This window comes from Vibrio sp. 779(2023) (genome assembly GCF_033344285.1).
GTDB classification, from domain to species: Bacteria; Pseudomonadota; Gammaproteobacteria; order Enterobacterales; family Vibrionaceae; genus Vibrio; species Vibrio alginolyticus.
This window is the reverse complement of record NZ_JAWPOM010000001.1, coordinates 480,443-504,533: the sequence shown is the minus strand read 5'-3', so window position 1 is coordinate 504,533 and position 24,091 is coordinate 480,443. Positions and strand designations below refer to the sequence as shown.

The following is a 24,091-nucleotide window of genomic DNA, read 5'->3' as shown; positions in this document are numbered from 1 at the left end:
CTGCAAAACAAAAATCCCATCATAATCTAACCTATTGACTTAACGACACTAAATAGCAACCTCTAGTGTAAAAAATAAGACATTCACCCCGTTTTGAGTTTTGTATCATCTAATTGAAACAGCAAAGTATTTGTAAAACAAATAGACAAAAAAGCCAGCACGAGGCTGGCTTTAGATCAATGAGCTTGAATAATAGTTCTCGCTAAACCCTATTATAGGTAGTAACGAGCACCTAACGCCCATTTGTCATCAGTTTCACGACCATTGTCGTCATTTAGGTCAAATTGGTAACCCGCGTAACCAACAAATTTAGGCGTGAAGTTGTATTCTGCTTGTAGTGCCATTTCTTCACGAGCAGTTTCTGTTTTAGAGCTCTTAAACTCTTTACCTTCCACCATCTCATAGTTAACACTCAAGTTTAGGCTGTTTGCTAGAGCGTATGCGATGATCGCTTCGTACGCATCACTTTCTTCTAAACGGTCGCCTTTTGCACTGAAGTTCATGTTTTCGTTTGAACCATAAACCGCAGCAAGGAATAGGCCTTGGCCGTACGCACCGTAAGATGCTGATACAACGTGTGATTCCGCCGTGTGCTTACCTGCATATGCAGGGTGCTGGAAATCACCGCCATTGTAAGAGTAACCGATTTTAGCGCCCATGATTGAGTAAGAAAGCGCAGCTTGCACACGGTCATCGTATTTAGCACCGCCAGTTATAACTCCAGCATCGTTGCGTGTGTAATCATCGTTTGCACCCTGCCAACCAAGACCAAAGTTGATCACACCCGCTTCACCCAACTCGATGGCATTACGGTAAGAAAGCATTTTATCCGCACGGCCAGTGCCAAGGTTTCCATGATCGTCATAGATGAAGTCGTTGGCAAACGCGATTGGCATATCTGCAATACCTGCGACATCGTAGTAAGGTGACCATTGCGTACCACCTACTGCACGACCATAAACCTCATGCGTTATACCTAAGTAACCTAGACGAGTTTTAAACGACTCTTCACCACCGTCTAAGTAGTTTAGCGCCCATTCACCACGTGCGTCTGCGGTGAAGCCATTACCCAAATCCTGTGTCGCAGAGATATTGATACGAGGAGAGTTAGTACCCACATCCGTGTCACCTTGCTCTGATCCATTTAAATTAACAGAAACGTGGCCGCCCATCGAAAATGTTGTGCCATCGTTATTATATAGTTCCACTGCAACTGCTTGAGTACCGAAGGTTGCTGCCGCGATTGCCGCTGCTAATAATTTTTTATTCATTTCTAAATCCATTACTTATTAGTTGGTTAGTCAGTTTTAGACCCGGCTTTGGTTCACTTTCGTAAAAACGAAATGATGAACAAAGAGAGGAATACAAAGGCTATCCGAGGCATCGTTTCCACCAGATTACTTTTACCTTTGTGTAACAACTGCCGACACTTTATTTGATTAGTTCCTGACAACCGAGTGAAAAGATCTCAGACAAAACCTAAAAAGCAATCGTTTACTTAGTCTTCAAGAAATCGAGAAATAAAAACCTTACAATAAGAAATGCTTTAGAGAGAGTTAGCTCACAAATAGCTGATGATTCGCTATTTTTAGGCCAAACTTCCCTGCCAAATTGAAATGTTTACTTACATTTAGGGTCAAGAAGCAATTCAGGAACTTTTTGAAAAAAACACAGTCTTTAACGGAGAGGAAAAAACCTCAAAAAAGATAAACCTTTCTTTTTATAAGTGGTATGAGAAGGGGAACTTATTCTTTCCAGCAATAAAAGTGCAATCAAATCATAACTTAACAGAAATCTATCTTTCATTTTCAGCCTTTACCTTAGCGTCATCAACACATCGGGCAAGAAAGCCCATCGATTACAACTAGGGTAATAAGAAAATGAAAAAGGCAGCACTAACTACTGCAATTCTTACAGCATTGGTATCAGCACCATCATTCGCAGCAACTGTATACAAAAACGACGGTACTGAATTAAAAGTTGGCGGCCGCGTTGAGTTTCGTGGTGACTTCATCGGTTCAGACGGTGCTGAAGTTGAAGGTTCCATGGAAGATAAAAGCCGTGCTCGTCTTAACCTAAAAGGTAAAACAGACATCGGCAACGGCCTTTCTGCTTTCGGTGTTTACGAAGCCGAACAAAAAACGGGCAAGAGTGAATTCAAAAACCGCTACATGTATGCAGGCGTCGACTCTGATATCGGTGCTTTCTCTGTAGGTCGTCAAGACATGGCTGCAGTCATCATCTCTGACATGACGGATATCACAGAATTCTCTGGTGTTCAGCAAGTTATTGATTCGTCGTCTGATAAGCAAGACAGCGTTTTCGCATACCGTGGTGCGTTTGATGCACTACAACTTCAAGCAACCTACCAAGCAAACTCTAGCGATAACGAAGATAAATACGGCATCTCTGGAATGTACTCACTACCAATGGGCCTCGACTTTGGTCTTGCATACTCTGGTGGCGATGTAGATAAAGATAACTCTGAAGATCAAATTCTAGGTGGTATCGCTTACTCGATGGACAACCTTTACCTAGCAGGTACTTATTCTCAAGGTTCCCTGACTGACTCTGAAGACTTTACGGCTTACGAGCTAGTCGCAAGCTACAAAGTAGCAAGCAAAGTGACACTTGCAGCTCTATACACAGCTCAAGAGAATGATCCAGACAACGGTTCAAAGTACGACACCGTTGAAGGTATCGAGCTTGTTGGTTACTACAAACTAAACAGCAACTTCCGTACTTACCTGTCTTACTACATCAACCAACTTGATGAAGCAAAAGATGCAACAACAGGTCTAGTAACAGAAGGCGAAGATACACTGCGCCTAGGCGTACGTTACGATTTCTAATTCACTCTTGTCCTAAGAGCGAGTCCACTTGGCCAGCACCTTTGCTGGCCATTTTTTATTTAACCCAACACAACTCGATAAGTTTTCACACTATCCAAGCATCGCTCAGCAATGAAAAACGAGCGTAACGACGCCTACTTCTGCCCTCTTTTAATGCGATTGATCACTAAGTTAGTGCATTTCATCTAATCGACAACATAGAAAAACCAAAAAACCATTTAAAATCAAATATATAAAAGTTGGCACGTGTTCTGCAATATTATTTATGCAAATGCATGGCAGCGTTTGTGCTTCTCGTTCTTTGTACCTGTTATAACAGGCACGTCCTTTGAATTGGTAATGTCGCCTCCCTCTGGGAGGCATTTTTTTATTGGCGCGAAAAACAATAGGACGTATGATCCCGCCACGTCTATCAAACTGGAATTTTTCAATTGAATCATCATCCTGTTCAAGGTGCGTCCTGGATGCTAACAGCTGGCTTGGCATTCGCCATAGTGAACAGCTTCGCCCAAATTGCTAGCATCAACTTTGGTGTCTCCTCCACCACATTTGCGTTATTCCAATATGCAATCGCCTTATTTGTTATTCTGCCCTACCTACGTACACTTGGGATTAGACGTTCTTTAAGAACCCAACACTTTGGCTGGCATGCATTCCGCATTTTTCTCTCTGTTATCGGGATTCAACTTTGGTTATGGGCTCTCGCTTACCCAGTTCCAATTTGGCAAGGTATTGCACTTCTCATGACCTCCCCGTTATTTGCCACAGTTGGTTCTGGCTTGTTACTCAAAGAGAAAGTAGGTACTGCACGCTGGTTAGCGACATTGACGGGGTTTGTTGGTGCCATGATCATTCTTGAGCCTTGGGCAGACTCATTTACATGGGCGACCCTGCTCCCTGTTGGCGCCGCATTTTTCTGGGCAGCGTATTCATTAATGGTTAAAAAAATGTCGGTAAACGATCCGCCATCAACCATGGTTGTCTATTTATTGCTGCTGATAACACCATTTAATATCTTGTTAGCGATACCGACGTTTACTATGCCAGATACGTGGACGATATGGGGTGTGCTTTTAGCCGCAGGTGCACTTACAGCACTCGCTCAATGGGCTATCGTTAAAGCATATGCAGTAGCAGACGCCTCATTTGTGCAACCATTTGATCACGCCAAACTGCCTTTGAATGTTGTTGCTGGTTGGTTGGTGTTTGGTTGGGTGCCACCTGGTCGTTTATGGTTAGGTGCTGCGATTATTATTGCATCTATTGCGTTTATTACGCATTGGGAAGCGAAAAAGACAAAGTTAGTTGAAAGAAAAATCTAATTTAAAAGTTCTATATTTTCAGGAAAGGAAATGAGGAACCCATATGAGTCAACCAATCAAAATTACACTGTATCGCTGGGCTGGTAGTTGGGGCCCATTCAAAGTCAATATTCCTTGTGGTGAATGTACATTAACCAAAGATATTTTAAAGGATACTTTTGAAAACGAACTAGCCGATGTGCCCGTTGAACTTGAAGTAAAAGATTGGTTATCGCACTGGTGGGAACCATTAAAAGCTGGTGCTTGGCATGCACCCATTCTTCTTGTCGAAGGGAAAGTTATCAGCCAAGGAGAAGCATTGAATCGGGGTGTGCTTGTACAGTCTGTTATTGCTGAGTGGGTAAAACGCGATGAGCTAAAAGGCAACATTGTTTATGGTAAAGCAACTTGCCCTTACTGTGTCAAAACCAAACAATTACTTGACGAGGCTGGCGTTCAGTATGAGTACCATGATGTAGTTAAAGACAGCGCCGCCTTATACCGCATGATTCCTGAAGTAAAAGCCATCATTGGCGAAAAAACACCGGTAACAGTGCCGCAAATCTGGTTAGATGGAAAATATATTGGAGGCGCTGACGATTTAGAAAAGTGGTTATCAGCAAAGGGGCTAGATAAAGTGCCTAACAATGTTGTGGAGATACCAAGCCAATCCGCGTAATTCTAGATTTAAATGTCATCAGTCTTTGAGTAGCGTTTTGCCAATGTTGTGCAATATGTTGGCTACTTACTAACAACAAAACAGAGAAAAGCAAAAAGCCCTGATTTTTCAATCAGGGCTTTTTAAATTATTTCGCCAGTTTTTTAATAACACGAGCAAAAACAGAAGCTTTTTTCTTCTTCGCTTTACCGTAAAGCGCTTTGTGCATCGCGTCTTTTGCAATCATCTGGCCAATATAAGCACCACCAAGTTCGTTACCCATGACCTTCTCCTGAATGTATTGACTTAACTATGTAGTAATTTTACACCACAATTAGATAAAAACAAGACTCCAGTCACATTTATTTTGTAATTAACTTTCAGTTTGATTTTCGTGGATTTCTTGAAATGAGCGTCTATCGCTTAGGTTGCTGGTATGTTTTACCCGCTGCGACGTACGTATCTTTCTGTTTGATTTCAAAGAATGTTTCAAAGAACCACGCAGCAAATTTGATCAAGTGATCGCCTTCATTCATGACGTGCTCCACGTATTCTTGCTCTTCTCCGGACTCGTCTTCTTGAGTGGTAATATGGTAAATACGTTTCTCGCCATCAACTTCTGCAAGACCAAACTGACCCGTTAGGGATTGTGCCGCTTGTGCAACTTCTTCTTCCTCACACGCCTTCAAGACTTCGAGTGCCTTTGGCATGCTTTCTTGCTGAGTAATTTCTTTTACCAGTGTTTCAAATTCGTTTTGTTGCATTCTTTCACCTAACGATTAGAGATCGGATAGTCATTTGGGCAGAAATGTATCCCCAAGCTTGAGAGGAGCATCAGGCATTGCCCTCTTCCTCTCAAACTGAGTCATTCAATATGCACAATGATCCTGACTTAATTTAGCAGCGCATTTTAGAAAGCTGCCTCTTTCGTTGCAAGTATATTCAGGTGGAAGTTTCTGCTTGAATAGTCCCTTCTGGCACTTTACGAAATTGGCTTAGTACGAGAACAAAGCAAGAAAGTAACGCAATAAACAAATAAAACACCCCAAGCTGGTTTTGATTCGTGACCCAAGAATCTACCAAGTATCCGCCAAACAACCCGGCTAAACACATTTGAATTGAGCCAGACAATGCAGAAACCGCTCCAGCCTGTTGCTTATGTGGCGACAGCAACAAACTAATTGATACCGGAAACGACATACCTTGGGCAAAACTTAAACACGTAAATGCCACTAGTAATGAAAATACACTGAAGGGGGTAACCAACAACATGAAGCCAGCAATAGCAACAATCGCGAAACTCATCAGCAAGATTTTCTGAGCTTTGTAACGAGCGTTGATCAAATTAAGCACCAAGCTACCCGTCAGCAAACCAACTGACGGTATGATCATCAACGAGCCATAATCCGCCGCCGTTAATCCTAACTCTTGTTGCATTAAAAATGGATACAAGGAGAGCGTAACCAGAGCCGATAAATAACTAAGCCAGTTGTAGCTCGCACTACCAATCACTTGTGTATTCGTTAACAGACGCAAATAGTTCGCGCTTACTTCGCCTACTTTAAATTTTCGCTTCGGGTAAGGCAGCGTTTCTGGCAGCACCAATAAACCAAGCGTAAAAATTGCCATTAAGTAAATCAGCACAAACACAAAGACAGCATGCCAGCTCAGGTGAAAAGCAATCCAACCACCAAACAGCGGAGCAATGATTGGCATCACAGATGCCGTGACTGAAATATAAGATAGCGCTTTGGTTAATTGCATACCGTCATAACTGTCACGCAGTACTGACCGACCAAGTACCGAAGCGCTGCCCGCTCCTAGACCTTGCAGTAACCGTCCCGCTTCAAGGGCAACAATGTTGTCCGAAAACGCGATGCAAATAACCGTACCAACTAGATATACACTTTGCCCCAGAATAAACACCGGCCGACGACCAATCGCATCAGACAATGGGCCGTAAAAAAGCTGAGAGATACCGAAGCCAACGAGAAATAGCGTGACGAGATTCTGAATCGAATGTTGCGGCAAATTCAAGTCATGACCAATCAATGGCAAAGAAGGAAGATAAATACTAACGCCAACTTGGCCTGTGGCAATGATCATCATCGCTAATAACAATGGTGTTTTACGCAAACGTTCCTCCTACTTTGTGACAGATTGATGGCAAACAGTGTATATTTGATACTCAAAGATGATAATCAGCTAAGTTGGAAAGGAATTAATTCCCAAGGAGATACAATGGACTGGATTCAAAGCGTGAAGAGTTATATTCGTGTGGTCGAAGAAGGTAGCTTTAATGCAGCAGCGCGGAAACTCAATACCACCAGCTCAGCTATCAGTAAGCGAGTTCAATGGCTAGAAGATAAAATTGGCGTTCAACTACTCAAACGTACGACCCGCTCAATTAGCCAAACTGAAGCTGGTGCTCTGTTTTATCAACGAGCAAAAAGTCAGCTTGATTCATGGCAGTCGGTATTAGATGAGACTCGCTCAGTCAACCAATCACCAGCAGGGCTATTAAAAATTGGGGCAACGCTGGCCGTTGGTTCTAAATTTCTAGTTCATTATCTTGATGATTTTCTTGAGAAATATCCAGACATCACACTTCAATTAACAACAACGCTACCAGGCCAATTGCCAGAGCTAAGCTTAGACCTGTTTATTAGCCGGGAATTAGAGCAACTGAACTCTCTGAGTTTCAAAGCCACTGCGCTTTTCGAACATAAAGCCCAGTTTTACGCTGCGCCTAGTTACCTAAAAAAATACGGCACCCCACAATGCGTTGAGGATCTGACAGAGCATAATGTCCTGATTTGGGGAGAAAAACCCTCACGAGAAATCAAAACAAATCGAGGCAAACGTATCAGCTTGTCCGGTAACTTTGCCACGACCAACCCAGAAGCGCTGTTTCATGGTGCCAAAAGAGGCATGGGTATTTTGATGACGAACAACGTCATGATCAAAGATGATCTCAAATCCGGCGCGTTAGTCCCTATCCTGCCCGATATCACAGCGGATAAAGCTACTGTATATGCCTACTATCCAAAGCTGGATTATCAGCATACCCGGACTAAGCTATTCCTCGATTATCTCAAATCACGATTAGAAGAGGAGAAGCGCGCCTAGCTTAGCGTTTTTATCGCTATACCTTTAAAATGTTCAAGCATAAAAACATGAAAATAATGATTTGTTCGTTCACAAAATTTGAAAAATCTGCCTTAGTAACCGATAGTTTATTTGATGCATATCAAATAATAATTCGTCGTGTCTTACACGATATGTTAATAACAACGCTAGGTGAAATGCTCGATGGGTCAGGTACAAATCAGTTTCCACAAAATTGATGAGATATTGAAGCTAAACGGCACGGCTCAGCTAAACCGAGTCACGTTAGATATTCATCAACACTTGCAGAGCCATTGCACTTGCGTTGTAGAAGTTGCGCATCTTCAGCAATCGGCTCATACCATTTCCTTCGCCAGCAATGGAAAAATTACAGACAACCTAAGCTACCACCTTTCAGGCACCCCCTGTGAAAAAGTGGCGAAAGACATTGGCGAACATATTTTCTATCAAGACCAGGTATACAAGCGTTTTCCTGAAGATCAGATGTTTCAAGAAGATGGCATTCAAGCTTACATTGGCCTGCCATTGAAGACACAAAATGGCGAAGTTCTGGGAATTTTACTGTCTACCTTTACCCGAAGCATCCACGCGAAAGAAGCGCAAGATATCCTCGACTTCCACCGATTTTATGCCAATGTCATTATTCATAGCTTACGTGAAAAGTGGGTCAGTGAACGTTCAGATAAGCTTCTTAATCAGCTTAGCTATGAGGTATCGCATGATAACCTAACTGGACTGCTCAACCGTAGCTGTTTAGCTGATACCTTGGAGACATTAACGCAGCAGGCGACTCGCCCATTCAGTTTGGCGTATCTTGATATCGATAATTTCAAATCGATCAATGATATCAACGGAAACTATATCGGCGACCAAATCATTAAGTTCACAGCTAACGCCATTCAACAGAGCTTGTCGTCGCCAAACAATGCGTTCCGTGTTGCAGGAGATGAATTCGCCTTCATCACGTACGACGAAGATCCTGTCGCCGTGTGTCAGGAAGTACTCGACAAAATTGAAAGCGGCTACAGCGACAAATCTAACCGGATTTCTTTCACCGTTAGTATTGGGATTGCGCGTGCCCCAGTACATATGTTGAACAGCGATGAGCTGATTTTGAATGCCAGTCTCGCTCTCAAAGATTGTAAAAAACACCGCGATACACGGATTCAGCATTACGACACACACCTCAGTGCTTTATACCACCGTAGGACACAGCTTATTGAGGCAATGCGAATCCAGCTAAGTACTGATATACAAGACAGCGATGAGTTGTATGTAGTGGTTCAACCGATCGTCGATATCACGAGCGACCGCTGGAATTACTTTGAAATTTTGACTCGTTGGAATAGCAATATCTATGGAAATATCTCTCCAGCGGAGTTCATTGAAGCTGCCGAACAATCAGGCCTGATTATCGAGTTAGGTGAACGGATTATTGAACTCGCGTGTATCGCAAAGCAAGAACTCGAAGCGAACCTAGGCTATAAAGTCAAACTCTCCATCAATTGCTCAGCGTATGAGCTGGTTGATTCCAACCGTTATATTAATCACTTAACCAACATGGTTGAAAAGTATCAGCACGAAGCAAAAGACTTTGTTATAGAGCTCACCGAGACCGTCTTACTCTCACAAAGTGGCCGTGAACAGATGGTACTTAACTCGTTGCGATACTTGGGTTTTAAAGTTGCACTGGATGATTTTGGTACGGGATACTCAAGCTTGAACTATATACACAATTATCCGATTGATAGCATCAAAATCGATGCTACCTTTGTGCAGAACATGCTCTCAAATACAACCTCTGAACAAGTAGTGTTTTTGATAGCGCAATTGGCAGAGCTGCTCGATGTGGATTTAATTGCCGAAGGCGTAGAAGACGATAGAGCACTACAAAAGTTAATTGAAATGGGCTGCCACTACATCCAAGGTTATTTTTACTCTCGTCCACACAGTGTTGAAGAAATCGTACACCTGATAAATGAACGTGAAGTGCGGAGTGCCTAACGTACTGAACAGACTGCTGTCATAGAATTCAAATCTAGTTAATGCACAAAGTAAAAGAGACCAAGCTATGCTTAGTCTCTTTTTGTTTTTTGAGCGAAGTACTTTATTACAGCACTGCTTTCTCTTTATCGCGTAACAGTCTATCCATTTCATCTCTGTTCGCGACAAAAGTAGCCATCTCTTTCTTAGGAACAGAACTCGCCATTGGGATATTTGCTCGCATAGCGTTAACTGGACGGCCGTATTCAATCAACTCATAGTGAAGGTGTGGCCCAGTCACTCGACCTGTTTTACCAGAAAGACCGATACGCTGGCCTCGAGAAACCTTTTGCCCTTTCTTCACCAAAATCTTACTTAGGTGTAAGTAACGGGTTTTATATTTGCTGCCGTGCTCAACAACCACGTAGTTACCCGCATAAGGGTGTTTACGAGTCATGATCACTGTACCATCACCAGTAGAAACGACTGGTGTACCGGTTGGTACAGCAAAGTCAGTGCCGTTGTGCGGCGCAACACGCCCCGTTACTGGATGTAAACGATTAGGGTTGAAGCCAGAACTGATACGCCAACGACTACTTACAGGGTAACGCTGGAATGCGCGCTGTAAGCTTTCACCTTTGGCATTGTAGAATTGACCATCAGTATGAAGGTAAGCGGTGATCTCGCGGCCGCGATTATAAATCTTAATCGCCTCAATTTCGTTCTTACCTGTTGGTACACCATTGATGCTTTGTGAGCGACGAACAACTTCAAATCGATCACCTGCACGAAGATCACGTCCAAAGTTAAGTTGTTCTTTGAGTAAGCTTACGACTTGACTCACTTCCGCCGACGTTAAACCTAAACGACTCGCAGAAGAAGAAAAACTGCCTTGAATAACGCCAACTAAAGGTTCTTGGCTCCACACGCCAGGAATGGAAATATCAGTAAAGTCATAGCTACCATCATTATTCAGCTTGTAGACCACTTTATCTGCAATAGAAAATTGCAGTTCCATTTTCGCTAACTCGCCTGTCGCATCATCACGCCAGAAACGGAGCGTATTGCCCGGCTTAAGTGTATCAAGTGCCAAGTAGTTCAAATCCGTTTCCATTACTTTCATTAACGAGCTGTAACCGAAACCGAGCTGACTAAAAATAGTGCTTAGGTTGTCACCTGCTTGGATTTGATATTCGAAGTTCGGGGGAGTGACAACTTCGGCAGTTGTCGCATCAAGAATTTTTTCAACGACCTGAGATTCAGGTAGGTTCAATGCGATGGTTTTGGTTAAAGATGACTCTTTGAGAGAGTGAGAAACACCAATCGCAACTAAAACTGGCAAGGAGTATAACAGCAGCGCTCTACGACTTGTCAGATTCGGCAACCGTCTTGTAATTTCATTTGTAGACACGGGAATTACTATCTCCTTTCAAACAAGGCTCATAGCTTATGCATTCCCGAATAAGAAATCACTAGGAAATTTCGAGATCTAGCGCAGAAAATACTGAATTTTTACAGAACTCAAAAAAAATTCATCACTGTTGCATATGTAAGTTATTCCCTACACGCTGTAATGTGGATGAATTGAATTGATTTGGCGTGTCTGCCATTGCTTGATCGTCACCGTGCGCTAAATATGAAAGCGTGATAGTTGTATCACTTTTCCATTCGAGCTGAGTAAATTTCACGCGGTCACCAACAAAAATACTGTCTAAAAGGACAACTCGGCTCGGCACGGGGTCAAACTTGAACAAGCCAACATAGTTAAACGAACCGCTACCTTGTGTCGTTACAATCATCGGTGCAACAACCCATGAAACACCTTCAATCTCACGCTGACTAATCGACGCAGTTGGAACAAGTATCTGACCTTTTGTCGCACCTGCATCATAGTCACCGATCAAATAGCCGTTTTCTTTATCCCACTCATCAAGAAAAGTGACCGCACTTTGCTCGGGTACTTGGATCGTCCAAGGGTTACGTGCAGTGATGCCAAGCGTCTCTTGCACAATAACGTTAGTTTCTACTTCTGTTTGAGGAAACTTAGCCATGATCTCGTCATCAGACAAACTAAAACGATAAACACCTGCGATCACAACCACAACTAATAAAACGATTGGAATAAGTAGAATAAGTGGTATCGGCAGGATTTTTTTGTAAGTCATGAAGGCTTCCTTGTTTCAAGGTATAAACGAAAAGCGAGTATACCATTGTATACCCAAATGATTTCACCTCTTCAAGTGTTTCAAAATTAAACTAAACTGATTGTATCCAAATAGTTTCAAGTCCAGAGCTAATAACGAGCCAGTGACACAAGCTCTGTGCTCTAGGTCTATCGGTGTGTTGGGACAAATAGGTAATCACGATGACAAAAACCATTCATACATGCGAGTGCGCCTGCGGTTTAGTTGAGATCCGTTGTAAGGGAGAGCCCACCCACACGTCTGTCCGTCATTGCTTCGAATGCCAAAAACGAACTGGCAGTGTTTTTGGGGTACAAGCTCGCTTTGAAAAAGAGCACGTCACTTTAAACGGTGAAGTTACTAGCTATACCCGAATTGGCGATGATGGCAGTGAGGTTCAGTATGACTTTTGTCCATCCTGCGGCACGACAATGAGGTTGTTCGTTTCTGCATACCCAGAAATCATGATCATTCCCGTCGGTCTATTTACCGATAAAGAGTTCCACCAACCTACGGTTTCAGTCTATGAACAAATGAAACACGGGTGGGTGAGTTTCGAATGCACAACGGAACACATCTGCTAGCGGGCAATCCACGTTCACATATTTACTTTGGCTCGGACAAACACCCTATAAGTGAGATTTTTTTGAGAATGATCAATCGAGTTTTACTGTAAAGGGTTTCGTAACTCGGTGTGAGCGTTATAATCGGCTCCTAATATTTGGTGGGGGTTTATTGTGATTTCCAGACTTCCTCGTTGGGTGGAATATGGCGCGTTTCTACTAGCTCTTCTCGCGGGCTGCGTCAACGCCGTTGGTCTTCTCGGCTTTCAACACCAAGCGATAACTCATCTTTCGGGAACCGTAACTCAGCTAGGGAACAGCTTGCTAACAGGTGTGGATAGCTCCATTCACCTGCTCTTCATCGTATTTAGCTTTTTGATTGGCGCTGCCTTTAGCGGCTTTTTTATTGAAAGCAGTGCGTTAAAACTAGGGCGAAGATATGGTGTTGCACTGTGCATAGAAGGGAGCTTGCTCTTACTCAGCTTGGGCTTTTTGGTGCAAGGGGATTTGTACGGCCAATATCTAGCATCAGCAGCATGTGGATTACAAAACGCAATGATCACCACGTTTAGCGGCGCAGTAGTCAGAACCACACATATGACCGGAATCATCACCGATCTAGGGATTATGATTGGAGAGAGCTTGAGAGGTCGTCAATTTGACCGACGTAAAGCAAAATTATTCCTATTCATTTTCTTTGGCTTTTTGTTTGGCGGCGTCGCGGGAGCGGCTCTATTTACGGTATATGGTTTATATACGCTGGTTTTCCCAGCAATATTGGCTTTTTCTACAGCTCTGATTTACTGGAGTTACCTATACATACTTAGCCGTCAACAAAAAGCATAAAATTTCGATCCGATTGAAGCGACATGCTTCAATCGGATTTGGCTCAATAGGTTCACACTGCAACGGTACAAGAAACGCTGAACGGTATTTTGACACCACTAAAAACCTTAGAATAGATAAGGCTAACTGAATTTCTGGCAAAGAAGTTAGTTAGATCAAAATCACATTTGTTTACCATTTTATTATTCCAGTCACAATGCGCCCCATAATTCACTGCGCAATTCGCCCCTCGTGCTACAATTTTCTAACACAAGCAACATATTCGCATACACTTAGACGTTATTTGACCAATTACCCGACAAATCGGCTGAATAACTAGATGTATTTAATGAATAGTATTGCAATGGATGCAGTTTGCGGGTACCCTCCGCAAAACTGTGATTAAATACGGATGTTTAGTGAATATTTATGTCATGGAAATGGCAAGTATTGACTAGTAGTAACACGAGACAACTATGCATAACACCACTAATGCTACTGAAGCTCCTAAGGGCAACTTTTGGATGTTTTTCATCCCTTCCCTAATTGGTCTTCTACTCTTTATGGCTCCGATCTCTTACGATGGCGGCCTAACCATTCCCGTTGCCGTGATGGCAAAAGTCATCCCAGCGGTGTTAGGCGATACCTTGATTGCTATCGTCACCAGTATCATCGCTTTCATGGCCGTTGCTTCTGTTCTTTGCAAAATTTTTAAGCCAGCTGCAATTTTACGTAATGGTTTTTTAAACGGTCTCTTCAATCCATCTCCACTTTGGCTCGTTGTTCGTTTAATCGGCGGCGCTGCCGTGTTAATGACGTTCTTCCAAGTGGGTCCAAAAGCAATTTGGGAAGAGAACACTGGCGGGCTTGTTCTTACTGGTCTTCTACCTACTCTGTTTGCCGTTTTCATTTTCGCGGGTTTACTGCTTCCGCTTCTTTTGAACTTCGGTCTTCTGGAGCTATTTGGTGCGTTACTCAGTAAAATAATGCGTCCGGTATTCAACCTACCTGGCCGCAGTGCAATTGACTGTATGGCATCTTGGTTAGGCGACGGAAGTGTTGGTATCTTGCTAACCAGCAAGCAATACGAAAATAAGTTCTATACTCAGCGTGAAGCGGCTGTTGTCGGGACCACTTTCTCAGCAGTATCGATCACGTTTAGCTTAGTTGTTATCGCTCAGGTAAAACTAGAGCACTTATTTTTGCCTTTCTACGGCGCTATCTGTCTAGCTGGTATCGTAGCTGCGATTATCATTCCTCGCCTGCCTCCGCTTAGTCTGAAGAAAGATCGCTACATTGACGGCAGCAACCCAGATAAAGACGCAGATGCAGTGCCAGAAGGCCACACCACATTCTCTTGGGGTATGGATCTAGCTCTTAAGCGTGCTGGTCAAGTCACATCGGTTCAGTCTGTATTTAAAGAAGGCGTACACAACGCAGTCGATATGGTATTTGGCGTACTACCTGTAGTTATGGGTCTTGGTACCGTTGCATTGGTGATTGCAGAATACACGCCTGTATTTGCAATTCTGGGTCAACCGTTTATCCCATACCTAGAGCTACTGCAAGTCCCTGAAGCTGTTGCAGCATCACAGACAATCGTTGTTGGCTTTGCGGATATGTTTATTCCAGCAATTTTAGCGGCCTCAATCGATAACGAAATGACACGTTTTGTTATTGCGGCAATGTCAGTAACTCAGCTTATCTACATGTCGGAAGTAGGTGCCCTACTGTTAGGCAGCAAAATTCCAGTAAACATTGTAGAGCTCTTCGTAATCTTCATTTTACGTACGTTAATCACGTTACCTGTGATTGCTGGCGTTGCTCATCTTATTTTCTAAAATCGAGACGTCAATTAACAAAGGCTCCGCATCGTCGGGGCCTTTTTTATACCCAAAACTCCGTTCACATTAGGCTTTTAGTAAAAAGCTCATAATTTACAAAGACAAAACTTCAACAAAACACCTGCCAGCACCAACAAAATTTTCATCACCTCACCTGCAAAGCCAGTTGATGCCACTATTTGTTAAGCAATCCTTTTCATTATGACGATTTCATTAATCGAGCTCGCAAACATGATCACACTCACAAGTTTTAACGTAAATTGTCGGTTTGTTTAAATTTAGTTAAAAAAGACGACAAATGAGTTCATGTTTTTGACAAAGATGTCGATAAAAATATAACCAAACACAATAGGTTTCTCTTTATGCCCAATTCGCTCGGTTTAAAAGAGGCGAAAGCAAAGTGGAACCAACCGGGAGAATCAGAGGAAAGCTCATGAAATTCAGACATAAGGTTGTCACAGCCTCTTCATTTTTGCTGCTAATTACCGTGTCGTTATTGTCGACACAACAAGTTATGACCATCCGCTCCCAAACTCAGGAGCAAATCGACTCAAGTGTCAACGAGATATTGACCAGTGTTGGTAACACTGTGCAATCAGAAATGAATGCAAAGAAGGATCTCGCTCGCTCCATTACTGAAGTGATTGAGCTTGATCCCAGTTCACATAGCTATGTTCAAAACATACTTGAAAGACCGACGCCAAAAAGCAGCTTCCTTGCCATCGGTTTTGGTTATGAAAGTAATGGCTTTGTGATTGAAAATGACGACGGCTGGGATGCGGGTCCAGACTACGACCCACGTCAGCGTCCTTGGTTTATTGCAGCTAAGAGCAAAGGCGATTTGGTCGTAACCGATCCGTACGTCGATGCGTCTTCGAAAAACGTTATCATCTCTGTTGGTACGCCAGTAAAAGAAAATGGCCAGTTTTTAGCCGGTATGTTTTATGACCTCGAATTAACTACCCTTTCAGATCTGGTCAACCAAGTGAATCTGTTTGATGCTGGTTACTTATTTCTGGTCACCGCTGATGGCACAACCATTGCTCACCCTCAAAGTAAATACAACGGTGAGAAAGTCGGTAGCTACCTCCCACAAATCGAACTTACGCAATCAGCACAACATGTTGAGATTGATGGCAACCGCTACATGGTTAACCTGACTCACATTCCTGGAGAGAACTGGTACGTAGGTTCGGTGATCGATGAAGCTGTTGCCTATTCTGCCGTAGGAGAGCTCCGTAACAACGCTATTATTTATTCAATCATTGCCGTGATTGCATCTATTATCGCCCTAACTCTGTTGATTCGCACTCTCATGCGTCCTTTGGACACGCTAAATAATGCGATTAAAGATGTAGCATCAGGGAAAGGCGACCTTACACAACGCCTCGAAACAGATACTGACCAAGAGTTTTCTGAGCTTGCCACAAACTTCAATACGTTCATGGAGAACTTACAACAGCAAATCATTGAGTCGAAACGTATTTCTGATCAAATTTTAAACGGAACTCAAATCACCGCTGAGGGCGCAAAAGACTCGGCAGGCGCAATTCACACTCAGCTGCAAGAGCTAGAACAACTTGCTACCGCGATGCATGAGATGTCTGTCACCGCGACAGAGGTTGCTAATAATGCGCAAGGTGCGGCAAGTGCAGCCAAAGAAGCCGACCAAGCAACGGTTGAGGGGTCTTCTATCGTTGGTGAATCGACACAAACGATAAACATGCTTTCCGATAGCATTGACCTTGCAGTCGAAGAAGTACAAGTGTTGGAATCTGCTACCGCCAATATCGAAACGATTCTAAAAGTCATCAACGATATTGCGGACCAAACAAACTTACTCGCGTTGAATGCCGCAATCGAGGCTGCACGTGCGGGAGAATCTGGCCGAGGCTTCGCCGTTGTTGCAGATGAAGTACGTACACTGGCACAACGTACTCAAGAGTCGACAACAGAGATTCGTACTATGATTGAGCAACTACAATCTGGCGCTTCATCTGTGGCAAATGCCATGCATCAAAGCAAAGGTAGTGCTATAGAGGCCGTTGAAAAAGCGGGTTTAGCAAATAGTGCGTTACAACGCATTCGTGACGCGATTCAGCGTATTTCCGATATGAACTTGCAAATTGCCTCAGCAGCGGAAGAGCAAAGCCTTGTCGCTGAAGAGATCAACAACAATACGGTGAATATTAAAGACCTATCGACTCAAGTCGCCGAATCGGCAAATCGAACCAACGACGCGATGCAGGCGCAACAAGAAGATGTACATAAACAAGATCAAATCTTAAATAGATTTACTGTCTAACACTCATTTAAGCGAAAACAGCGAGCACCGGCTCGCTGTTTTTGTTTTTAACCCTCTACCTAGTATTGGTCGATGTTACATGTGCCATGTTGGTGCTATTAAGCTCAACATTACAAGAACGCCGACTATGTGTCCTTTCAAGTTTAATTGAACTCGACATGGATATAGCGATCATTAGAACGACGATAATAGCGGTCGTCCACTTTTAGATAAGTGAAATCTCCAATCTTTATGTAGGTACTATTCCGAGGAATTCGGTCATGGTAATAGTAACTGCGCCTTGGTCGTCGGGTCTCCACATAAATAACGTCACGATGTTTGTGTTTATGTTTATGCTTGTGCTTGCGCTTGTGTTTATGATGGTGGTGATGCGCATGATGGTGATCGTACCGATGTCCATGCTTATGCTTCGGGTCAGCCACCGCTTCTGTACTCAACACACCTAAAGACAACATAACGCCAACCATGGCAAAAGATAATTGCTTTGACACAACAGAGCCTCTTATTCATATCAACATCGATATAATAGAAGGGTGAATCACTGTACATGTCAGCCTTTCGCTAAGGAGTTTTACTAAAAAGTCAGCGCTAACCGTGATTATCAGAGAAACGTCAAACATCACAAATGCTGATGACTTTGAGTGGCCTGGGTTCGGCTATGAATACAAAAAAGCCGCCCGTTTGACTACGAGCGGCTCAGTTTTTAAATAAGCTAGCGTGATTTTATACTGCTTGGGCAAACAGCAAGAAACAGCCGAATAGGAAGATCATGCTCATTCCCATTGCGCCGCCACCAGCTTCATAAATATTGTCATCTTCTACCGGCACTTGGCGCACTTTCATGGTCATTGATAATGGGACAAAGACCGCGAGAAACACGAGAATAATCCCCGCGTAGCTGAGAATAGCTAGGAAGTGTTCTGGCGCAAATACAGCACCTAATAGTGGTAGCACAAAAGTAGTAACAAAAATCACTGGCTTACTTGCTTTCAGTAGGTCTGCATTTTGATCGTATAGCGCCATTGCAACACCTAAGAACGACGTTAGTAGTGCCAAACCAGTAAACATGGATAGGATGAACTCTAAGCCCTCGTATTGCTGACCTAGTACCGATATCAACTCTGTTACGTTGGAGTATTGAACAAGCTCATGAGGTGGTAGGTTGCCGACAACCGCTAACAACCATAATAGGTAACAAACAAGCGGAATAGTTGAGCCCACGATAATCATATTACGCAGCTGTGTTTTACTCGCTTCTTTGTTGTAAGTTACAAGCGATGGGATCACGACCATAAAACCGAAACTGGTGAAAAGCACCGAGCTGGTTTTGATAAGTGCCATTTTATCGTCGCTCACAACCTCATCAAGTCCTTCAAACGAGACGCTTGGTGCAAGCGCAAAAAGTGTCAGGATCAGCGCTACGATCATGCCTAGGAACAAACCGCGATTCAGCTTATCTACTACCCCTGTACCTGCCGAAACAATGATACCAACTAAAAGAGTAAAACCGACTTGGCTTGAGATCGTAGATGTTGGAAGCCCAATTGAGGCTGTTACTTTTTGTACCAGATCACCCGCACCAATGATGTAAGCCATTAATAGACAAACTAACAGGGCGTAAAGCAAGCTGTTGGTTACCAACTGGCCTCCTTTACCAAGCGTTTCGCGAGCAATTGCATTCATGCTCACACCACCACCTACTTTGCAACTGGCTTCAAGAAGGAGCAGCGCAGCATAAGTCGTTCCAGCCCAGATGAACAACATAAGAAGAGTGCCCCAAAGGAGGCCAAATTGAGCAAGCACCATTGGTATAGCAAGCATACCAGCGCCAAGAGCAGTACCTGCAACGATCAGGGAGCTGCCGACAAGTTTTAGGTTCACGGTTAATACCTCTAAATTCAATCCGTTAATTTCTCGCCAGTTGTGCTTTATCTAAAGCACACAACAAAACGCTCCGACTTAGTCAAAATTTGGTTACAAGAGCACTATGTTACAAGAGCCCTGTATGGCTAAGAAAACATGCAACAAAAGGTGGTTAATCATTTGCACATGAACACTTGAGAGTCATTTTTGGCGATGTCATCGTTGATGAAATGTGCGCAACTTTGGGTTCGAAGCAAAATTGTTCATCTTAATTCATCAACCCCATTCGTTATGAATGGATTTGGTTCGAAAAGATTGTAAGGCATAAGCAGGACGATTGAAAAGCAAAAGGTCAATCTTATAGCGATATATTTTAACAACTCTTATCTTTTACCTAAGATGTGTTGTTTTTTTCGTCACTAATTAGTCTTTTATCGCTTAAAGAGAAGGAAGAACGTGCTCAATGGCTCAATTTGGCTGGGTGTACAGATTAATTTACAGTTTAAGTGAAGGTGTTAGATTCCAAGGACGTAGCCTAGATCGGACAATATCGCTATTATTCGCTGCGTACCGACACTGTTCGGTTCACATACCTCTAAACACTGATTTACGGTTCGAAAATATAGGTAAATGAGTGTCCGAATGCTGGGTGTGGTTCCCCAGCATTTGCATCCTTTCTTTTAGATGTCATCAATTGATCGAAATTGCATAAATCTTGTATCGCCCGACTTTACGACTGTGTTAATACGCTTTATCTAGCGCGCCAATGATATAAGTTAACACTGGAATACCCATATCGGCGACCTGCTTCTCAGTCTCACTCATATTTTCATGCGCCATCCGCAGCTCTACTTCACTTATCGATTCTTTGTGAAGGTAAAGCTCTTTGTAGTTCATCAATCGCTGTTGTGACTGTTGAATCAGTGTCACAACATTCTCTTTAGTCTCACGATGTTGCTGATCAATTTCACTAAATAAATGATCTAAAATGCGTTGCATTTTGCGAATAGAAGCTTTCGTTTCTATTGATTTGTATGATTGATACTTTTCCATTGAGTTAATAACTGACTAAAATATTTACGTTTTTATAAGACAGTTATTTTTATACTGATTGCAAAGCAGGTAAATATGTAGTGGTTAAACTGGTCCACTTCTTGCTCCGTTTAGGTCAAAACTGTCCTTTCAGGAGAGCACATGCAGGTAGACCCTATAATTCAAGCACTGATCGCAAGACGAAAATCGAATGGCCTCTCCCGTGAGCAAATGGCAAACATCGCTGGAATGAGCGTAAAAACATATCAAAGGATCGAGCGCGGAGAGTCCGATCTTAAACTCTCACAATATCGTGCCATATTGCGTTCGCTTCATTTGACTGACCTAGATATTGCTTTAGATGTACGTGATGTTCAGCATGTCACAGCAAATGACTTAACGGCCGTGGCGCGATTGCTCTCACCGGAAGCTCAGTCCCTGCTCGTTCGCCTGTTATCGTTAATCCTTGAACAAAAGAACAAGAAAGGTGATTAACGACATTACTCATACCCAAACGATGAATGCCCTGTTGAGCGTTGAAACATGAATCGTTTAGACAAAAATAAAACTCGTCAAATGACGAGTTTTATTCTTTATATCAGTCCGTTACTCTAGGCTTTTCAGTTCCGATGTATCAACGCCTTTTATTGCATCTTTCGCCACTTTATCAGGATCAAAGACATCACGTTCTTCATATGAATTATCAATCATGCCTTGTCCTATCGCGGTCGCCTGCTTTTGTAACTTGTTACCCTCTACCTCACCAGCATCCCAGCCTTGCCGATAATCTGAGTCGGTTTGATACCTTGTTTCGTCCTTAATATAGTGTTCAAAATCATTCCCTGCCTCTTGCATACCACTATGCCGACCGTCATGAAAGCCTTGGATATAAGCTTCATCATAACCGCTCTCTTTTAACGCGCTGTCACTCGTACCACAGCCTGAGAGGAGAACAAAAAATAGCGAAACGAATACCTTATGAAACATATTTAGGCCTCAAAGCTTTCAAATAAATTAATCATAGTTCGCGATTTCAACTTCTGCTTACTTCAGGCTATTAGATAGCATTGTGACTCGACGAAGCCTGTGAACTTGAGTCCCTACAGTGAGTACAAAGCTGGACAAAGCATCACACCTACTGATAAACATTATACTCAACGCGCGTTTAATACTTCCATCGCAAGTGCTTCATCATCTTGCTCAGCCAAACCGCTAATGCCAATTGCACCGACGACTTTCTCCTCTTGTTCTATAGGCACACCACCCATAAAGCCTGTGATCTTCGGGTCAGTCCAATAACTCAACTGCTTACCTGTCTCACGAGCCCAAGCGCCCAGATTGCCACTAGGCTGACGGTCTCTAGCCGAGGTGTAAGCTTTGTTCTGTGCTAACAAACCTGCTTGCACACTCACATCATCCATTCGGGCAAAACCGAGCAATTCTCCATGTGTATCAACCACGGCAACCGCAATGTTTTGCTTGCGAGCAGTCGCAATTTCCAATGCCGTTTGAATCAGAGTTTGAACTTGTACGTATTTCATTTTTCTCTCCTACGGGATCTCATGACCAAGGGTTTTCTCGAACAAGCCATACCAATGGCTACGTGATAGCGTGACGTTCTCTACTTGAGCACAAGCGCGAATACGCTGTGGGTTTGCAGTACCAATAACAGGCTGAATTTGGTTTGGATGACGCGTCAGGAAGGCTAAAACAATCGCCTCAGACGACACGCCATATTCAGCTGCTAGCGCCATTACCATCTCCGCCGTCTGTCTGGTGTTGTGATCATCAGAATGTAAACCACGCTCTGAGAATCTTCCTTGCGCCATACTGCCCCACGCTTGCAGCTGGATATTATGCTTACGGGCATGTTCCAGTGTTCCAGCAACGTAGTCAGATTCCGACGAAGGAAGCCCCATGCCTTGCTTAATAAAGTCAGACTTAGCCAGACTCATTTCCAACTGGTTCGCCACAACAACTTCGCCCGTTGCTTGTTGAAGAAGGTCAATTTGAGCACTGTTCATGTTAGAAACACCGAAGTGGTTAACTTTGCCAGCTTGTTTCAGGGCTTTTAGCGTTGTGCCCAGTTCTTCAAATTCAACCAAAGGATCAGGACGATGCAGCATCAAAACATCAAGATTTTCCACGCCAAGGCGTTCAAGAATGCCCTCAACAGAAGCCGTCACCCATTTGGCAGAGAAGTCATACTGCTTAACACCTTGCTCATCTCCTAGACGGATGCCGCACTTTGATTGCAGATACATTCGTTCTCGTAAGGTTGAGTCATTGGCTAAGATGCGCCCAAACACTTCTTCAGCCTTACCGAATTTGTAGATATCCGCATGATCAAAGAGATTGATGCCAACCTCTAATGCTGCCTCTACAGCGGCATAAGCTTGGTTTTCATCTTGGGCGGTTAATGGGTTGCGATTCCACTCCCCTCCAATTCCCATACAGCCGAAGACCAAGCGGCTAACGTTAGGTAAGGTTTTGGCGAGCGGTAGTGTTGGATTGTTCATCGTTATTCTCACTTTTCCGATTTCTGCATCTTCAATTTCTTAAATTAACTCGAACCATCTTACCGTTCGTAAAAATTAGTTTAATACCGTAAAATCGAATTCATTATCCTCGATACCGAACAATTAAAGCGAACAATAAAGACGAGCAATCAAGATGGCAGATTATAAGAGCATCGAAAAACTGATGCTGTTTGCTGAAGTGGCTCAAACACTCAACTTTTCTAGAGCAGCAGAGCAACTTGGTATCTCTAAAAGTTACCTGTCGGAACAAATCAAGCGATTGGAATCGGAACTCGCCACGCCTTTGATTGTTCGAACCACACGCAGCGTGAGATTGACGGCAGAAGGTGAATCGATCTTTGCACAAGCGGAAGATCTCAAACGCCGCGTAATGGAAATGGAAAAGAGTTTAAGTCAGCAATCTGAGCAAGTAGACGGTCTGATTCGGCTTACTGCTCCCAAGATGTTTGCCGAAGCGGTGCTGCATGATTTGTGTGTGGCGTTTCGCGCTTTACATCCAAACGTAGAGTTCGAGATTCTTTCTAGCTATCAAGCGTTTAATCTGACGGAAACCAGCGTCGACTTTGCGTTTCGAGCAACAAGAACGCCGCCCGAGAATATGATTGCGCATCACCTTTTGGACTACCACCACTGGCTGGTTGCCTCACCTCTGTATCTGCAAGAAGAAGGTACGCCAGAGACGTTAGCGGATTTAAAACAGCATCAATGCTTAACCACATTGCATCAAAAAGAGTGGCCGTTAAAAACGGGAACAGTTCAAGCCCAAGGTTGGCTTTCAAGCAATGAAAACCGCTTACTCAAAGAATCAGCCCTGTCTGGCAATGGCATTGCTCGGTTAGCAAGTTACTTTGTCGAACAAGACGTTGAGCACGACCGTCTAGTGCAGGTTCTATCGGAAGAAACTTACCACCAGCACAACGCGGTTTACTTGGTGTACCCACAACTTATCTATCAATCGGCGAAAACCAGAGCCTTCATTGAATTTGTGAAGCAGCACTTTGCTCAATAACTAA

Annotated in this window: 23 protein-coding genes; 11 read left to right on the top strand and 12 right to left on the bottom strand. The window is 43.3% G+C overall.

Annotation, left to right across the window (positions count from 1 at the left end):
- Positions 1-212: 212 nt before the first annotated feature.
- Positions 213-1,271: a porin gene (locus R8O70_RS02225; protein ID WP_042521502.1), complete on the bottom strand. Its 1,059-nt coding sequence runs from the start codon at positions 1,269-1,271 to the stop codon at positions 213-215.
- Positions 1,272-1,880: 609 nt separating this feature from the next.
- Between R8O70_RS02225 and R8O70_RS02220 the strand changes: the two genes are divergently transcribed.
- From R8O70_RS02220 to R8O70_RS02210, 3 genes are all read left to right on the top strand, one after another.
- Positions 1,881-2,852 carry a porin gene (locus R8O70_RS02220; protein WP_005375535.1) on the top strand — a complete coding sequence of 324 codons (972 nt, stop codon included), beginning with the start codon at positions 1,881-1,883 and terminating at the stop codon, positions 2,850-2,852.
- A 464-nt stretch (positions 2,853-3,316) separates the two neighbouring features.
- Positions 3,317-4,174 carry a DMT family transporter gene (locus tag R8O70_RS02215; RefSeq protein ID WP_005375542.1) on the top strand — a complete coding sequence of 286 codons (858 nt, stop codon included), beginning with the start codon at positions 3,317-3,319 and terminating at the stop codon, positions 4,172-4,174.
- 43 nt (positions 4,175-4,217) lie between these two features.
- Complete coding sequence (locus R8O70_RS02210; RefSeq protein WP_005375543.1) at positions 4,218-4,832, top strand: glutaredoxin domain-containing protein; 615 nt, start codon at positions 4,218-4,220, stop codon at positions 4,830-4,832.
- 127 nt (positions 4,833-4,959) lie between these two features.
- Here R8O70_RS02210 and R8O70_RS02205 read toward each other — a convergent pair whose 3' ends face one another.
- The 3 genes from R8O70_RS02205 to R8O70_RS02195 form a co-directional block, all read right to left on the bottom strand.
- The gene (locus R8O70_RS02205; protein ID WP_017635854.1) at positions 4,960-5,094 is read right to left on the bottom strand and encodes a hypothetical protein; all 135 of its coding nucleotides are present in this window, start codon (positions 5,092-5,094) and stop codon (positions 4,960-4,962) included.
- Between the two features lie 133 nt (positions 5,095-5,227).
- On the bottom strand, positions 5,228-5,575 hold the full coding sequence (locus R8O70_RS02200; protein WP_005391198.1) for a hypothetical protein: 348 nt from the start codon (positions 5,573-5,575) through the stop codon (positions 5,228-5,230).
- Between the two features lie 178 nt (positions 5,576-5,753).
- Positions 5,754-6,947, bottom strand: coding sequence for a multidrug effflux MFS transporter (locus R8O70_RS02195; RefSeq protein ID WP_258624824.1), 1,194 nt, complete (start codon positions 6,945-6,947; stop codon positions 5,754-5,756).
- A 105-nt stretch (positions 6,948-7,052) separates the two neighbouring features.
- On the opposite strand from R8O70_RS02195, the gene R8O70_RS02190 reads away from it, so the two are divergent.
- Positions 7,053-7,940, top strand: coding sequence for a LysR family transcriptional regulator (locus R8O70_RS02190; protein WP_017635852.1), 888 nt, complete (start codon positions 7,053-7,055; stop codon positions 7,938-7,940).
- A gap of 183 nt (positions 7,941-8,123) precedes the next feature.
- Positions 8,124-9,944 carry a putative bifunctional diguanylate cyclase/phosphodiesterase gene (locus R8O70_RS02185; protein WP_258624821.1) on the top strand — a complete coding sequence of 607 codons (1,821 nt, stop codon included), beginning with the start codon at positions 8,124-8,126 and terminating at the stop codon, positions 9,942-9,944.
- Between the two features lie 106 nt (positions 9,945-10,050).
- On the opposite strand, the gene R8O70_RS02180 is transcribed toward R8O70_RS02185, so the two are convergent.
- Entirely contained in the window at positions 10,051-11,334 is a 1,284-nt protein-coding gene (locus R8O70_RS02180) for a peptidoglycan DD-metalloendopeptidase family protein (RefSeq protein ID WP_318184032.1), read from the bottom strand.
- A 124-nt stretch (positions 11,335-11,458) separates the two neighbouring features.
- Entirely contained in the window at positions 11,459-12,088 is a 630-nt protein-coding gene (locus R8O70_RS02175) for a hypothetical protein (protein WP_047101642.1), read from the bottom strand.
- Between the two features lie 200 nt (positions 12,089-12,288).
- Between R8O70_RS02175 and R8O70_RS02170 the strand changes: the two genes are divergently transcribed.
- From R8O70_RS02170 to R8O70_RS02155, 4 genes are all read left to right on the top strand, one after another.
- A complete protein-coding gene (locus R8O70_RS02170) occupies positions 12,289-12,690 on the top strand; it encodes a GFA family protein (RefSeq protein WP_047101644.1) in 402 nt (133 codons plus the stop codon).
- Positions 12,691-12,843: 153 nt separating this feature from the next.
- Positions 12,844-13,515 carry a YoaK family protein gene (locus tag R8O70_RS02165; protein WP_005375484.1) on the top strand — a complete coding sequence of 224 codons (672 nt, stop codon included), beginning with the start codon at positions 12,844-12,846 and terminating at the stop codon, positions 13,513-13,515.
- A 455-nt stretch (positions 13,516-13,970) separates the two neighbouring features.
- The gene (locus R8O70_RS02160) at positions 13,971-15,335 is read left to right on the top strand and encodes a YjiH family protein (RefSeq protein WP_017635848.1); all 1,365 of its coding nucleotides are present in this window, start codon (positions 13,971-13,973) and stop codon (positions 15,333-15,335) included.
- Positions 15,336-15,771: 436 nt separating this feature from the next.
- Entirely contained in the window at positions 15,772-17,643 is a 1,872-nt protein-coding gene (locus R8O70_RS02155; RefSeq protein WP_017821611.1) for a methyl-accepting chemotaxis protein, read from the top strand.
- Between the two features lie 143 nt (positions 17,644-17,786).
- Here the strand turns inward: R8O70_RS02155 and R8O70_RS02150 are convergent, their stop codons facing one another.
- The 3 genes from R8O70_RS02150 to R8O70_RS02140 form a co-directional block, all read right to left on the bottom strand.
- Positions 17,787-18,134: a hypothetical protein gene (locus R8O70_RS02150; RefSeq protein WP_017821612.1), complete on the bottom strand. Its 348-nt coding sequence runs from the start codon at positions 18,132-18,134 to the stop codon at positions 17,787-17,789.
- Positions 18,135-18,366: 232 nt separating this feature from the next.
- Positions 18,367-19,524, bottom strand: coding sequence for an amino acid permease (locus R8O70_RS02145; RefSeq protein ID WP_017821614.1), 1,158 nt, complete (start codon positions 19,522-19,524; stop codon positions 18,367-18,369).
- A 723-nt stretch (positions 19,525-20,247) separates the two neighbouring features.
- The gene (locus tag R8O70_RS02140) at positions 20,248-20,559 is read right to left on the bottom strand and encodes a hypothetical protein (protein ID WP_005375472.1); all 312 of its coding nucleotides are present in this window, start codon (positions 20,557-20,559) and stop codon (positions 20,248-20,250) included.
- Between the two features lie 141 nt (positions 20,560-20,700).
- Here R8O70_RS02140 and R8O70_RS02135 point away from each other — a divergent pair, with 141 nt between their 5' ends.
- Positions 20,701-21,033 carry a helix-turn-helix transcriptional regulator gene (locus R8O70_RS02135; RefSeq protein WP_005375470.1) on the top strand — a complete coding sequence of 111 codons (333 nt, stop codon included), beginning with the start codon at positions 20,701-20,703 and terminating at the stop codon, positions 21,031-21,033.
- A 111-nt stretch (positions 21,034-21,144) separates the two neighbouring features.
- On the opposite strand, the gene R8O70_RS02130 is transcribed toward R8O70_RS02135, so the two are convergent.
- The 3 genes from R8O70_RS02130 to R8O70_RS02120 form a co-directional block, all read right to left on the bottom strand.
- Positions 21,145-21,525 (bottom strand): hypothetical protein, encoded by a 381-nt coding sequence (locus R8O70_RS02130; RefSeq protein WP_005375467.1) that lies wholly within the window; start codon positions 21,523-21,525, stop codon positions 21,145-21,147.
- A 167-nt stretch (positions 21,526-21,692) separates the two neighbouring features.
- Entirely contained in the window at positions 21,693-22,079 is a 387-nt protein-coding gene (locus R8O70_RS02125) for a GlcG/HbpS family heme-binding protein (RefSeq protein WP_064369145.1), read from the bottom strand.
- A 9-nt stretch (positions 22,080-22,088) separates the two neighbouring features.
- The gene (locus R8O70_RS02120; protein ID WP_064369144.1) at positions 22,089-23,057 is read right to left on the bottom strand and encodes an aldo/keto reductase; all 969 of its coding nucleotides are present in this window, start codon (positions 23,055-23,057) and stop codon (positions 22,089-22,091) included.
- Positions 23,058-23,211: 154 nt separating this feature from the next.
- On the opposite strand from R8O70_RS02120, the gene R8O70_RS02115 reads away from it, so the two are divergent.
- A complete protein-coding gene (locus R8O70_RS02115; protein ID WP_318184031.1) occupies positions 23,212-24,087 on the top strand; it encodes a LysR family transcriptional regulator in 876 nt (291 codons plus the stop codon).
- Positions 24,088-24,091 lie beyond the last annotated feature (4 nt).

Excerpts from the sequence above, each read along its gene's own strand:
- R8O70_RS02140 (WP_005375472.1), bottom strand. The coding sequence starts at position 20,559 with ATGGAAAAGTATCAATCATACAAATCAATAGAAACGAAAGCTTCTATT.
- R8O70_RS02200 (WP_005391198.1), bottom strand. The coding sequence starts at position 5,575 with ATGCAACAAAACGAATTTGAAACACTGGTAAAAGAAATTACTCAGCAA.
- R8O70_RS02175 (WP_047101642.1), bottom strand. The coding sequence starts at position 12,088 with ATGACTTACAAAAAAATCCTGCCGATACCACTTATTCTACTTATTCCA.
- R8O70_RS02170 (WP_047101644.1), top strand. The coding sequence starts at position 12,289 with ATGACAAAAACCATTCATACATGCGAGTGCGCCTGCGGTTTAGTTGAG.
- R8O70_RS02215 (WP_005375542.1), top strand. The coding sequence starts at position 3,317 with ATGCTAACAGCTGGCTTGGCATTCGCCATAGTGAACAGCTTCGCCCAA.
- R8O70_RS02220 (WP_005375535.1), top strand. The coding sequence starts at position 1,881 with ATGAAAAAGGCAGCACTAACTACTGCAATTCTTACAGCATTGGTATCA.
- R8O70_RS02205 (WP_017635854.1), bottom strand. The coding sequence starts at position 5,094 with ATGGGTAACGAACTTGGTGGTGCTTATATTGGCCAGATGATTGCAAAA.
- R8O70_RS02125 (WP_064369145.1), bottom strand. The coding sequence starts at position 22,079 with ATGAAATACGTACAAGTTCAAACTCTGATTCAAACGGCATTGGAAATT.
- R8O70_RS02210 (WP_005375543.1), top strand. The coding sequence starts at position 4,218 with ATGAGTCAACCAATCAAAATTACACTGTATCGCTGGGCTGGTAGTTGG.
- R8O70_RS02190 (WP_017635852.1), top strand. The coding sequence starts at position 7,053 with ATGGACTGGATTCAAAGCGTGAAGAGTTATATTCGTGTGGTCGAAGAA.
- R8O70_RS02115 (WP_318184031.1), top strand. The coding sequence starts at position 23,212 with ATGGCAGATTATAAGAGCATCGAAAAACTGATGCTGTTTGCTGAAGTG.
- R8O70_RS02225 (WP_042521502.1), bottom strand. The coding sequence starts at position 1,271 with ATGAATAAAAAATTATTAGCAGCGGCAATCGCGGCAGCAACCTTCGGT.
- R8O70_RS02160 (WP_017635848.1), top strand. The coding sequence starts at position 13,971 with ATGCATAACACCACTAATGCTACTGAAGCTCCTAAGGGCAACTTTTGG.
- R8O70_RS02130 (WP_005375467.1), bottom strand. The coding sequence starts at position 21,525 with ATGTTTCATAAGGTATTCGTTTCGCTATTTTTTGTTCTCCTCTCAGGC.
- R8O70_RS02155 (WP_017821611.1), top strand. The coding sequence starts at position 15,772 with ATGAAATTCAGACATAAGGTTGTCACAGCCTCTTCATTTTTGCTGCTA.
- R8O70_RS02185 (WP_258624821.1), top strand. The coding sequence starts at position 8,124 with ATGGGTCAGGTACAAATCAGTTTCCACAAAATTGATGAGATATTGAAG.
- R8O70_RS02135 (WP_005375470.1), top strand. The coding sequence starts at position 20,701 with ATGCAGGTAGACCCTATAATTCAAGCACTGATCGCAAGACGAAAATCG.
- R8O70_RS02120 (WP_064369144.1), bottom strand. The coding sequence starts at position 23,057 with ATGAACAATCCAACACTACCGCTCGCCAAAACCTTACCTAACGTTAGC.